Origin of the sequence: Paenibacillus wynnii (assembly GCF_000757885.1) — a bacterium.
Taxonomy (GTDB): domain Bacteria; phylum Bacillota; class Bacilli; order Paenibacillales; family Paenibacillaceae; genus Paenibacillus_AQ; species Paenibacillus_AQ wynnii.
Map to the genome: position 1 here is coordinate 1,814,156 of NZ_JQCR01000002.1, position 12,432 is coordinate 1,826,587.

The window sequence follows — 12,432 nt, forward strand, 5'->3', positions numbered from 1 at the left end:
GTGTCTTTTCTTCTCCATATGGAGCGGAACGGTGGCTTGGCAAATCCACAATCCGCCGTCGCCGTGATGCTGTTGCCGCTCACTTAAATTTGGACGGAGCAAAACTTATTTTTGTACTGAATGCTCCTGAAGAATACTCGTAATCTGTTCAAAGGAACACTCGCCTTTTGCAATATCTACTATAAACTCAACAGCAAAATAACGTTCCATTTTTTAACTATATAACATTATAACTGTACATACATTTTGCCAAAACCGAACGAGAAGTCAACAAAAAAGACACCCGTTAAGGTGTCTTCACTGATACTCCATATAGAGCCAAGCTTACACTGTTGATAACCCTGTCAATCCTTTTTGGATCACAATACTAAATCCCTCTACAACCTTGGGTCAATCTCTTTCTCTTTAGCAACCTCGAACAGCAGGTTTGCCGCGATTTGCTTGTAGGTGTCGTTCTCAGGTGCAATGTCGTTCAGCCTCACTTCAAGCATTCGCTTGCCCAGCCGGTGCTCATTTGCAGAAGTGCGCAGTTTGGGGAGGATATTCTTCTGCTTCATCAGCTTTCCATACTTATGTGGAAACTTGTAATCGTATCCGTAGATTATCGACAGGTAGCCGGGATTACGGACCTTCAAGTAAGGGACCACACCCCGCTGCTCTTGCTCCGGTTTAATAACAATGCCCTCCATATGATTCTCCACCGTTAACCTTGAAAAATACTCCTCGGCCCTGATGTATGCATCGGCCTCTTTCAAGTCGAGAACCAAACATTCGTCGTCATTTAAGAAACGGTATTGCTCGGAGGTTGTGCCGGCAGGGAATCGTTCTTCACCATTCTCTAGCACTTCCTTGAGAATTGTAAATGGCTTGTATGCTAATTCCGCATCACCCGCATACCATTCCAATTGCTGCTTGTATACAAGGTAAGCTTCATCACGTTGGTCAAGGTCTACATACGATTCTCTGATCCCTCGGACATGCTTGAAATTTTGATACACATGAGATCCATAGTTGTTGCTAAGCGCCTCTTTCGACAAATGGTGCTGATCCTTTTCAAAGCCGCTTTCTTCAAACTCCTGAACAAGCTTACCAAGTGCCTCCTCAAAGCCATTTTGTCTTAAAAATTCAAGCTCTGTCTCCAACGCCTTTCCAATCGGTCGGAACTGACGCTCAATTAACCCGTCTCCAAGCGCTTTCCAGGGCAAAAGTTCCCCATCCAGAAGGAGCACACTTAACCCTTGTTCAGCCATATAGGTTCCAAATTTGTGAAGCAATTGCTCGTAGATGGGAGTCAAATCGACAGCCTTAACCTTATAACCATTTCGACTAACCGAATAGCACTGCTCTATCTCCCGATAAAGGTACACATTACAGCGTGACCCCATATATTTGGGCTGCAGCACAACTTCTGATACGCCGCGTTCAGCAAAATAATCCAGACCTTTTCTAAGCGACTCTAGTTCTCCGGCAGCCTCATCCTTATCCGCCGGTGACATCGTCCCGGAGATGAAATTGACCCGATTTTTCGAGCAATATTGCAGTCTGCGCACAGCCTCAACATCCAGATCCTGCAAGGATACAGTTTTCTCTTCCCGGAACAGGATCGGAAGTTCTTCCTGCACCGTAGCAACTTGTGACTTATAATTTTTGTAAAAAGGTTTAAACGATATCCGAACAGCAGTCAGCATATTCCCATGCGCACTTCCCGTGTCGAGGTGGATTTTATTCTTGATCCGAAAAGTCTGCTTGGCCGCAATATGCCCGAACAGATGAAAAGGGTGATTAGCCACAGCCTCTTGCTGAAGAAAATCAAGTTGTTCCTCAAAGACAGCCTCACGATCCATCCGAAAGTTACGTTGGTGCCGCAACGAATTCGTATCCAGCTTGCCAATATATTTATTACGGCATGGAGCGTGCGTTACATAAAATGAAGGTCCTTGCATGCCAACATAACGGTAAAACGGCTTAGACATCTCCACCAACACTGAAAATTTACTAAAAAGCGTGGAATCCTCCTTAAGCACTTGAGTCGAATCAAAGTACGTTCGCAGCAGTTCAGGATCCGTACCTTGAATCTCTCCCCTTACGTACTTGTAGACAAAGTTCTCATGATTGCCCATAACAAAGAGGAAATGCTCACGGTTTTCATATAGGAACTCAATCGTCCCGCGTGTTTGCTTACCTTTATCAATCCAGTCCCCGGCAAGAATGATTTTCGTGTTGCTGAGCTTATCCGTTGCGGTCAACTTACCTTCGTCCATCCGGTATCCATAATCACGCAGCAGTCCCTGCAACTCCTGAACACACTCGTGCACATCTCCAACTACAATATACTCTTGTTCTTGCGGAAGTATCGCGGCTACATAATTCTCTACATCTTGAACCACCACCCGATAGTCCGCATTAGGTTGCCCTTCTTCTGGCAGGTAGAAATCCTTAGCGCGTACCTTATAAATTTTGCCATACCCTTCCCGTGACAGAACAGGCAGAACGTCTTTTCTCAGCCGATTCAGATGATTCGAGATCAGTTTCTTCGACCGTTCCGAGTTGTAGTAATCCTCCCGTTTGCGGTAATCAAACAGAATAACCTCTAGATTGTAATGATTTATTTGAGCGATCTCGCGAACCTTATTACGGTAATCTTCAGAGAGTCCAATGGTATCCATCACCACAAACTCTGCATTAATGGGAAAAGAGGTGACCAGCTTCAGCCGCTCAAACAACAGTTGAAAGGCCTGCGAGCTCGACTCCAGCATCACCTGATCATACTTATCGTAGTCATAGCCCAGTATTGCCTGCCGGATTCCATCTGAGGACAAATACTGCACATTCATCCGCAAGCCCCTGGAGGCATCCTCAAATTTCAGCTGTGGAATCAGCACTTCTTTTGCAAAAGTCGACTTCCCGCATTCCGTAGCCCCTACGAGCATAAATATCGTATGTACACGGGTTTGAATTTCCACTGTCTAATCCCCCTTTCTTCGCACAACGGCGCATTGTGTCGTACGGATCTCATCAACCCGGTCACCAACCATCACATACTCGAACTCTACCGCCAGACCTTGGACCGTATCCGCAAACCATTGCTGGAACGTTTCCTGCCCCATTTCCCACTTGTGATCTTCATGCCGGAATCCTTCCAGCTCATAGTAATGGTTAAAATCAGCATTCGGCGTCGTTACAATAAATTGTTCGAAATCAACATGGCTGCACACTTGCTGGACGAGCTTCGCGGCTTCCCCCTCACTCATGTGCTCGATAACTTCCGTTAAAATCACATCAACCTGCTCCCCATTGTACGATTCCAGAAAATGATCCAGAGAATGAGAAGTAACAAGGTTATCAATTTCCTTAGCTTTTGCTTTCCGATTCACGACCTCCAGCAGCTCCTCAGCTACATCCACGGCGTAATAGGTACTGTCTATTTTTGCAGCATACGGAATGGCATAGAATCCTTCGCCGCACCCAATATCCAAGATCGGCTTATTAAATGGAAGCATACTTGATATGAAACTACGCCGCTGTATTGCGGTACTCCCATATTCTAGCCCGATAGAATAGCGCTCCGTTTGTTCAATGTATGCCTTATATTTCTTAAACCGTTCTCTGGAGGTCAGGAAATTCCTCGCAAATAGACTCCGTATATAAAAGGGTGCATCAATCACGTTAAGACTTCGAATATATTTATCCAAAATGGCATCCGAAATGTCGATGTACTCATCTCCAAACATGGACAAGAACAAGCACAATACACTCACAACATGCAAGAGGTGATACAAGCTTTTATGAGTGGTAATAGTCAGCGAATAGCTTTTATGTGCCTGATGCTGCAAGGAAAAGGTATAGTCTTTCAAGTGCTGTTCGAAAAACCTGATATAATGTACCCGCTCCACATGAACCAAGTTGATAAAAAAGGAGTGCTCATACCCTTCCTCGTCCCGATCGTCCTGAGCCTTAAAGGGTGTAGAGAAAAACTCATTCACCGCATTAAGCGCAAATTGGGGTGTATTAAATCGGGATACATTTAGGTATTCAAAATTCTCGCCGTCATTCTGCTTGTAGGATATATCGTTATCCGCATCCTTGAAATATACGTTATAAGTTGCGTCATCCGAATACCATCCGTAAGCCAACCCTTGACGAACCGGACGAAGCTGCATTCCTGTCACTGGATTTTTTTTAATTAAAAAAGTGAAGCTTGGATTCGTAGATTTCAGTTGTACAATAGCCAATGCCCTCTTCCTCCCATCAATCTTTCTACAGGGTCAGTCCCCATACTTCCTGCAAAGCTTCCCGAAACAAGGCATCCAACTGATCATCCCGTTTGTCATCCTTAGCACTTAAGGACGCTGCTGCCTCATCCAACACAACAAACCGCTCTTCTAAGTAAGTATTGATAGCAGATAGTCGTGGCTCGTAGTCCATCTCTTCACCGGCTTTTTTTCGTGACAGTAACTGCTGTATGACTTCCCATAACTCTTCATCCTTTGGAATAAGCCGATCCACCAGTACATCGAACGCCATCGGTGCCATCTCTTCATAACGGTTAATCCACTCGCAGGCCAGAACGGGACGAAGCACATAAAAGTATTTCTTGATCTTGACCTGCTCGCCCTGCAAGTAGTCACGGTAGTTGCCCTTAGCCATGTTCAAATAATGATACATACAAGACTTTGGTGAAAAGGTGTACGGTGAAATCCCTCTAAGTTTCTCGGCTACACTGAATTTCTCTTTATATTGAATGGGCGATTGCAGCCATTCCAGTAACGGAGGATTAGACTTGCGGAATAAATTTAATGCTTTTCGCAAATCCCAGCCGTTGATATCAAGACTATCGTTAATAGGTCGTTCAATGACATCTCGCTTATCAAAAATGGATAAATACCATTCCGGTTTTTGAACATAAATGAACCGTACATCGTAATCGCTATCCTGCGACGGGAATCCCCACGCCCGGCTGCCTGATTCACAGGCATACAATATAGTAACTTGCTCCTCTTGTTCAATCCGGTCTAGCTGTTCACGGATAACCTTATTTATAGGATCCATCATCATCCCTCCAGGTCCATCATTTCAATCTTCTCTACCATCGAACCATAACCCTTTGCTGACTGCGCAATGTAGCTGAGTACGGTATCACTCCATCCATAGATATAAAAGGTATTGCGGTCTGGCTGCGGAACCATCGCATTGCGGTAAGGGGCAATATCGATAATATACGCTTTCACATTAGGGTTTACCTTCGAGCGGTATTTTTGTAAGGCTTCATAAAAAGGGCTGCCGTGGTTCTGCTGTTCGTCCGTGATCATGACGATCTGGTCGACCTTACGCCGCTCATTGAGCAGCTTCCGCACGGGCGCCCCTGTATCCGTGCCGCCGCGGGCTTGAATTCGGTCAGCTTGGGATAAAATACTGTCTCGACGGGACGGTCTGGCATCCTCTACCTCTGTATCAAACAACCAGAACAGGGAGTTTCCTTGCGTTTTCTTGTACAGGGCCAAAGCAAACACCGATCCAATCTGCAAATACTCTCCATTCATTGAGCCTGAAATGTCCAGAAAGATGGCCGTCTGATCCTCCAGATCCGGCAAATTATCAAACGTATATTCGGCTGCATCCCGCAGGGCGTCCTGCAGTACAGGATGTTGTACCTGCCGAAATGCTGCAGCGAATCGGAAAGGTAAAATCTTCGACTTTTTCAATGCCCGCTGATCTGTTAAGCGTTCTACTGCAATCGCCAGATTGTAGCGATCCTCGAAAACACCTGCTCTATCAAGGGCGTTCAAGTGGCGAAGCAGCGCAAATATCGGCATTTGATGCAGAAGCGCCTCCCACACCGCCTTTGTGGGTTTAACCGCTCCTGTTACCACTTCATGCGGTAATTTCCCCGCTTCGATCCACATTAATTGTTCCGCTTCGGAACCCGCACGTTTCAACTGCTCCAGCGCCTCCACTTGTGGAAGCAAAGACAGGTTAGTCTCTTGGCCGATCAAATAACGATATAACGCTTGCTGCTTAAGATCGGCAGGTTTCGGGTGGGCCGTTGCAATCGCATCGCCCAAGCTGTATCCGCGACCTCGGCCGTTGTACTTAATTGCCCAGTACTCGGATATACCTGCCAGAAAACGATTCACTTGCCGTTTCACCGCACGCCCACCTTCGCCGCGACCCAAGCCCTTCAAGATCGTAAGGAAATCCGTCAAATCAGAAGGGATTCGTACGACATTCAAGAAGATCTGCGAAAACAAGTCTGGACGATAAGCCGACAGAATAGCCAATCCGAACAAAGGCTGCAAGCGCATATAGCCTTCATTACGCGCATAGACAATGGCTTTTGCCATAAACAGCGGGTTGACTTGCGCCATTTCCCGGTGTATCTCTTCCGCTTCCGCCAAAAGCTGGCGTTGATCCGCGTAGAAAGTGTTGCCCAATGTGTTGGTTACCAGAGTCTGTATATATTGCTCCTCAGCAGAGCGGGTGTAGGAGGGGTAACCCTCTTTATTTGATGTAGTTGGCCGTAGGGTTGAGAATAATTTTTTAGCAAAGCTCATGGTTATAACCTCCTAGATTTAAAAACCGGCGAAGAAAAAGCAGGGAAGGTTCACTGCAGGACTCGAACCTGCCATAAAGCCCGGGTAAATCTTTGTTGCGCATCAGTAGCGAAGAAACCCTCCCCGGCGCCTCGCCGGTATTCAATTATAATGGTGCCAGGAAAAAGTTAGAGAAGGCATCGGTACAGCGTATATACGCTCATTACCGTCCTTTTTGACGAAGTAGCCCTCTCTGGCGCCTCGCACTTTAAAAAATATGATTGTTGATGTTATGTTGAGGAAAAGGTTCGGAAAGGAACGTGCTGCTCTACCTTCTGAGCTACCTCACCCTGCGGTGAGAGTTGGACTCGAACCAACGACAAGCCGATTAAAAGTCGAAGTAACCCTTCCATGCGCCTCAACAGGATCAACTGCCTCATCCGTATTGAACTCAGCTTCATGGATCTATCTTCGCTCATCCTTACCCAGACGAACAGGGCGGAAGTATGGCGGGAACAAAAAAACTTCCATTTTCTTCAACTGGGTCGCTTGATATAATAAGAACTATAATTTCTAAAGGATTCTCTACATGCTGGAGGAATGCAAATGGCTCGGGAAAGTTTCGATAAGGAGATTCAATTTCTTCGCATGCTGGCTTTAGCTGGGGGCGCCTACAGCAGACAACAATTCGCCGATCGCCTCGGCATTTCTGTACATACGTATGACAAAACGCTGCGTAATCTCAAGGGAATGGTAAGTATTCTGCAACAAGGCCTCCCTGCAGAGCAAGGAAGCGAACTCTCCGATTGGCTCCGCTATAACTACTATGAATCTGCCGATCCACTTCTCCTCTTCTTGTTCCGTGCAAAATCACTTAAAGAAACGGAAAGTATTAGGCTTTCGATATTATTAACAGCACTACAAACGCAGGAGCTAACCGCTAAAGATCTACAGGATGTCTGCAGTGAACAAATGCCAGCTGATGGCCCGCAGCCAGATGAAAAGACCGTCCGGGGGGATTTGAAATACCTCGAGGAGGTTGGCGTTATTTTGCGCGTTAACGAGGGGCGTCCATACCGGTACAGGGCTGCTAACGATCTCATTGACCAATTATCCGACGATGAGCTCTTGGATCTTTACGACTATGTTGATGTCATCGCCAATACGCAGACTCCATCCGTGCAAGGTTACCTGTTGCGCGACACCTTAAAGAAGGTTTTACGTAAGCGGGGCTATCATCCAGAGGCTGCGGAAACCCATCGATACAAGTATAATTACCATTCACGTATACTTGACGAGGCGCATCTCTACACCATATTTGGAGCGATTCAGCAACGAAAAAAGCTAAACTTTCTTTATCTTTCTCCTAAAAAGGGTAAGAATTACGCTTCTCAGAACACAAATCCCCTCTTTGAGCGGGAAACCAAAGGTGTTACAGAAACGGTTCTCCCGATCCGAGTCGTCTATGACCATCAATACGGGCGATGGTATTTAATCGGACATCATTCACGTATGGGAATCATGAAATTCCGTATGGAGGGACTTACTCAGATTGAGGAAGGCGACGCCGTGGAAGAGGAAGAGTTTGCCCAGAAACTAAGCAGTGTAGAAGAACAAATGAGAACCAGTTGGGTTACAGATACCACTCGTAAGATAAAAGTGGTCGCTAGATTTTATAACCCCGGTCGATCCAATGCTAATTTTATTCGGGAGCGGGTGGAGGCGCAGGGACAGTGGGGAATCATTACGGAGAACTCGGATTCTACCTTCCTTTACGAGATTATGGTGAACGGAATTTACGAAATTAAACCTTGGTTACGGAGCTTCGGTTCGAGCTGTGAGGTATTAGAACCCCCTTGGCTTCGTAAGCAATTTATTGCGGAATGGAAGGAGATCCAGAGCTATTATGAATCCATTCGAGAAAATATTTAACTTTCAAATCATTTCCCGCCTCGACGAGATGGGTTCATTGGCTCTGACCTCTCAGGAGCGCTCATGGCTGAAAACGATGCTGATGCACCCGGCTTCCACTGAAGCCTTTACACCGGATACCTTGACTAAGTTGAACTCCTTATTGAATTCTGAATCGTCCACAGAGGTTCGTGACATCATTATAGAGAAAGCCAAAGCTCGGGAGCGGCAAGTCTATCATCCAATACTTCGCACGCTCCGCCGAATAATTATGCAGGATCATGGAATCCTTTTTTCTTATTGCAATAAGCATGGAGAAGTTAAACCCAATCAGTCCGGATTCCCCCACAAGCTGGAATACAACATGTTTAAGAGAGAGTGGTATCTGATATGGTACAATACCCGCCATCATTCCCTCATGTCTACTAAACTCAAAAACATCGTATCGGTCGAAGAAACCATTCTGCCTACCGATCGGGTTGCAGCTTTGAAGGTAACGTTAGAGCGCTTGTTGGAGGAATGGAAAGAAACCGCATGGATTCAAGTCATACCGGCCTTTAATGCTGAGCTGTCACGAATTCTTTACGCCTTCTCCTGTTTTGACAAGTCAGTGACCTTTGATGAAGACTCAGGCATCTACCGAATCAAAGTCATCTACATGAGAAATGAAAGCGAGTTTCTGTTGTCAAAAATCCGTTTCCTTGGGCTGCGAGTAAAAATTGTTGAGGGCGAGCACCTTAAGAGGCGCATGCTAGAATCGGCTTCAAGGGCGCTGGCTCGTTATGCTGATGATTCGGTTGCAGATTAAGCCTTTTAGGAATCTATTCACCTGAAGCGTACATCCAGCAGTTTTGTTTCCGGTAGCTGGAGGGAGAGAGTTCGGTATGCTTTTTAAACATTCTCCAAAAATGAGTGGTGTTGTGAAAGCCGACGCGCTCCATAATCTCCGAGATCGGAAGCAAGGTATCTCTCAGTAATGTGGCGGCTATTTGCACACGGTACTTGATCAAATAGTCAATGACAGACAAATTGGTGAGCTGGGAGAACTGATGGTTCAAGGTGGTCCGGTTAACATGAAACATTCGGCTTAATTCATTCAGCGATATTTTGTTCGAATAGTGGGTATGTAAATAAATCAAAATATCGTTTACCCTATCCCATTTATCAGCATCCTTCTCCTCCGTTAGACTTTTCTCCTGATCGATCAGCTTCGAGAGGAGAATAAGCACTTCCAGTAAGAGCGAGCGGGAGCGACAGGGCCAATTAAAGTCGCTTTGGGCCACAAGCGTGTGGTTCATTTGCCACAAGAGCTTAGAGATATGTTGCGCATTTGCAGTATCTATTGTGAATATGCGGGGATATTCCAGACTCCTCCTAACGAATGGCTGCAGTAGGTAAAGGTCCTGCTCTTCCGTGTCAGAGAAATTAGGGTGAGGATAGTGGACATTCTCGAAGTTGAATTTGCTATTCACAACTAATGGATCAAAATAAACTGATTTCATGGAGATATCCGAGGATACGACAATCTTCACATATTCATGTTCATTGATACACACGATCACAGGCGAAGTAAAAGGTGTTTGCAATCCTCCGCAGGATAGGATGCCTGATCCCTTCTCGATTAGCACAAAGCTCCATCTGCCATAAGTCTGAGTATCTTCTATACTAAATTCATTTTCAGTGAAATATAGAGGCAGGCGGTATCCCGGATGTACTTCTCTACCCATTGTTATAAACTCCACAGCATTCACCTCAGTTGGCCATTGTAAGACATTTTTAAATCCATTTTATAACACCTTTGGTTTGTATGATATACCTACAGCCATTCGAATGTACATGCCAACTTGTATAAAAGCAAACAACTGTTGCGGATACACCATTCTCGCTGCAAACCAGATCAGGTATGATGCCCCTGTAACATAAATCGTTTGAGGGGAGTCATACTATGAAGCTTGAAGCAAGAACTAAAAGAGCGGCTGTATTCCTTACTATAGTTATGTGTTGTACTCTGTTGGGGGCATGTTCGAAAACGGACACAACAACTGATAAGCCTAACTTGGAACCCGCCAAGAATGGTTCCATGACTATCAAATACGTGGGAAATTCCTGCTTCTATTTGACATTTCCTGATGGAACAACCATCTTGACCGATCCATACCCGGCGAAATTAGAAGCATTCTTTGGTCCAGCCCCTGATATGGAGGTGGATGCCTACACCGTCTCTCATTACCATGAGGATCATACTCCGGATATGAAGCAGCTTAAGGGAAAACCCACAACCATTGTCCCCGCTATGATGAAAGAGCCCCTTAAAGTCGGTGATGTAGAAGTAACTGGGTTTCCCTCCAAACATGTATCCACTTTAGGAGAGAATGAAATATTCGTATTTCGCTATGGTGATTTGAAAATCGTACACATGGGGGAGACGGATAAGATAGAGTCCCCAGAGGCACTGGAGGCCGTAAAGGATGCGGATGTTGTGCTGACATATACGGGAGAATACGGTCCGCAAACGTTGGATAATGGCGATATTTTTCAATACCTATATGATCTGAACGTAAAGGTCTTAATTCCACAACATTTCAGTAACCATCCTGAAGCAATATTCTATGGTGAGCCGACAATAGATCAGATTCTGAAAGAAGTACCCCAAGGTATCGAAACAATCAAGTTGGATGAATTGGTTGTGACGAAGGATATGAAAAAACAGTTTGTAGCACTGTCTCAAATGAATGCTAAATAAGGAAAATGTACTGGAGAAAGACGACTTCTGATTTATTTTCAGGGTTGTCTTTTTTTGTTCCATATAGAAACTCTTTTTATGCAGAGAAGCCTCCATCCCCTCCATTAATTAGTGGGTTTTGGAAGCTTCTTCACACATCGTTACTATTAAACTCTATTTCCGGTCGGTATCACCGTAGAACAATAAATATTGTTCAGCCTGGCTGCTCCAATAAGCATCATCGTGATGTCCGCCTTTGATCAAATGGAATTCATACGATTTCGTTTTCTTTTGGCTCAGTACTTCATTCAGCTTCTTCGCTGGGATTTGGAAATCATCCTGATCACCAACGTCGATGTAAATCTCTAGCTTAGCTAAGCTTTGGCTCTCGGCCAAATAAATCGGATCGCGTTCCTTTCTTAACTCATCGGTCGGGAAGATCTCATCTTGAAGTGGCTTCCACATTTTATTACCAAGAAATAATGCAGGAGCGTGTCCACCTACTTTACTAAATAATTGAGGGTTGCGGAAGGCTATGTGCAGAGCAGCAAAGCCCCCCATCGACGCACCGCCGATATAACGTCCTTTTCTGGATGGTATTGTACTAAAGTGCGTATCCACATAATGGATTAAATCTTGGGTAAGATAACTCTCATACAACCCCTCATGCCATGCTTTCGGATCTTCTGGATTACCATTCCAAATACCCGCCTTTTTCGCTGTATTGATTCCCCAGCTGTTGTCAAATTTCGGGGATATGATGATTATAGGCTCTATTTTACCGGTAGAGATTAATTGATCGGCTTTCTCGGTTAATTTCAATGCTTTGAACCAATGATCTTCATCGAATGGATACGCGTGCAGCGCATACAGTACTGGGTATTGGGTATTTTTGTCGTACCCAGGGGGTAAATACACGTTTACGTTCATGTTTTTCTCAAGAGATTCACTGTAGAAGGTTGCCTTCATCGTGGTTGAAGCATCCTTTCCTCCGTACGGTGCTGCTACTACGATTTGCTGCACAAGCAGCAGCAAGGCAACGAGCACAAACAACATCTTTCTCCATTTCATAAAATGCCTCCATTCGTCTATTAACCGCTTAAGTAAGGGGTGATTTCCCTCCTACCTAATGTAACTTGAAATGGATTGGATGTGCATAGCAGATCTACAGCGATTCCCTGCAAATCCGCAACATTACGTGGCTCAGCAAATCCACAATCGCAGGCTGGCAAAAGGATTGGAATAATGTCCGGCCCTCGAATTATACAG

At 45.2% G+C, this 12,432-nt stretch carries 9 protein-coding genes and 1 tRNA gene; 3 read left to right on the top strand and 7 right to left on the bottom strand.

Features of this window, described 5'->3' with window-relative positions:
• Positions 1-377: 377 nt before the first annotated feature.
• The 5 genes from PWYN_RS10620 to PWYN_RS29215 all read right to left on the bottom strand — a co-directional run bounded on the left by PWYN_RS10620 (position 378) and on the right by PWYN_RS29215 (position 6,953).
• On the bottom strand, positions 378-2,963 hold the full coding sequence (locus PWYN_RS10620; protein ID WP_036651227.1) for a metallophosphoesterase: 2,586 nt from the start codon (positions 2,961-2,963) through the stop codon (positions 378-380).
• A 3-nt stretch (positions 2,964-2,966) separates the two neighbouring features.
• Complete coding sequence (locus tag PWYN_RS10625; protein ID WP_036651230.1) at positions 2,967-4,232, bottom strand: methyltransferase domain-containing protein; 1,266 nt, start codon at positions 4,230-4,232, stop codon at positions 2,967-2,969.
• A 25-nt stretch (positions 4,233-4,257) separates the two neighbouring features.
• On the bottom strand, positions 4,258-5,049 hold the full coding sequence (locus PWYN_RS10630; protein WP_036651233.1) for a nucleotidyltransferase domain-containing protein: 792 nt from the start codon (positions 5,047-5,049) through the stop codon (positions 4,258-4,260).
• 2 nt (positions 5,050-5,051) lie between these two features.
• Positions 5,052-6,551, bottom strand: coding sequence for a TROVE domain-containing protein (locus PWYN_RS10635; RefSeq protein WP_036651238.1), 1,500 nt, complete (start codon positions 6,549-6,551; stop codon positions 5,052-5,054).
• Between the two features lie 332 nt (positions 6,552-6,883).
• A tRNA-Ser gene (locus tag PWYN_RS29215) sits at positions 6,884-6,953 on the bottom strand.
• Between the two features lie 183 nt (positions 6,954-7,136).
• On the opposite strand from PWYN_RS29215, the gene PWYN_RS10640 reads away from it, so the two are divergent.
• Positions 7,137-8,462, top strand: a complete 1,326-nt coding sequence (locus PWYN_RS10640) for a helix-turn-helix transcriptional regulator (RefSeq protein ID WP_036651241.1) — start codon at positions 7,137-7,139, stop codon at positions 8,460-8,462.
• Positions 8,437-9,249: a WYL domain-containing protein gene (locus PWYN_RS10645; RefSeq protein ID WP_036651244.1), complete on the top strand. Its 813-nt coding sequence runs from the start codon at positions 8,437-8,439 to the stop codon at positions 9,247-9,249. Before PWYN_RS10640 ends, PWYN_RS10645 begins: the two co-directional genes overlap by 26 nt.
• A gap of 13 nt (positions 9,250-9,262) precedes the next feature.
• On the opposite strand, the gene PWYN_RS10650 is transcribed toward PWYN_RS10645, so the two are convergent.
• Positions 9,263-10,168: a helix-turn-helix domain-containing protein gene (locus tag PWYN_RS10650; RefSeq protein WP_036651248.1), complete on the bottom strand. Its 906-nt coding sequence runs from the start codon at positions 10,166-10,168 to the stop codon at positions 9,263-9,265.
• Positions 10,169-10,386: 218 nt separating this feature from the next.
• Between PWYN_RS10650 and PWYN_RS10655 the strand changes: the two genes are divergently transcribed.
• Positions 10,387-11,184: an MBL fold metallo-hydrolase gene (locus PWYN_RS10655; protein ID WP_036651251.1), complete on the top strand. Its 798-nt coding sequence runs from the start codon at positions 10,387-10,389 to the stop codon at positions 11,182-11,184.
• Positions 11,185-11,337: 153 nt separating this feature from the next.
• On the opposite strand, the gene PWYN_RS10660 is transcribed toward PWYN_RS10655, so the two are convergent.
• The gene (locus tag PWYN_RS10660; protein ID WP_052087891.1) at positions 11,338-12,234 is read right to left on the bottom strand and encodes an alpha/beta hydrolase; all 897 of its coding nucleotides are present in this window, start codon (positions 12,232-12,234) and stop codon (positions 11,338-11,340) included.
• Positions 12,235-12,432: the final 198 nt, after the last annotated feature.

What these genes read in the sequence shown, in the direction of transcription:
- PWYN_RS10655 (WP_036651251.1), top strand. Translation starts at nt 10,387, where the DNA reads ATGAAGCTTGAAGCAAGAACTAAAAGAGCGGCTGTATTCCTTACTATA.
- PWYN_RS10635 (WP_036651238.1), bottom strand. Translation starts at nt 6,551, where the DNA reads ATGAGCTTTGCTAAAAAATTATTCTCAACCCTACGGCCAACTACATCA.
- PWYN_RS10630 (WP_036651233.1), bottom strand. Translation starts at nt 5,049, where the DNA reads ATGGATCCTATAAATAAGGTTATCCGTGAACAGCTAGACCGGATTGAA.
- PWYN_RS10650 (WP_036651248.1), bottom strand. Translation starts at nt 10,168, where the DNA reads ATGGGTAGAGAAGTACATCCGGGATACCGCCTGCCTCTATATTTCACT.
- PWYN_RS10645 (WP_036651244.1), top strand. Translation starts at nt 8,437, where the DNA reads ATGAATCCATTCGAGAAAATATTTAACTTTCAAATCATTTCCCGCCTC.
- PWYN_RS10640 (WP_036651241.1), top strand. Translation starts at nt 7,137, where the DNA reads ATGGCTCGGGAAAGTTTCGATAAGGAGATTCAATTTCTTCGCATGCTG.
- PWYN_RS10660 (WP_052087891.1), bottom strand. Translation starts at nt 12,234, where the DNA reads ATGAAATGGAGAAAGATGTTGTTTGTGCTCGTTGCCTTGCTGCTGCTT.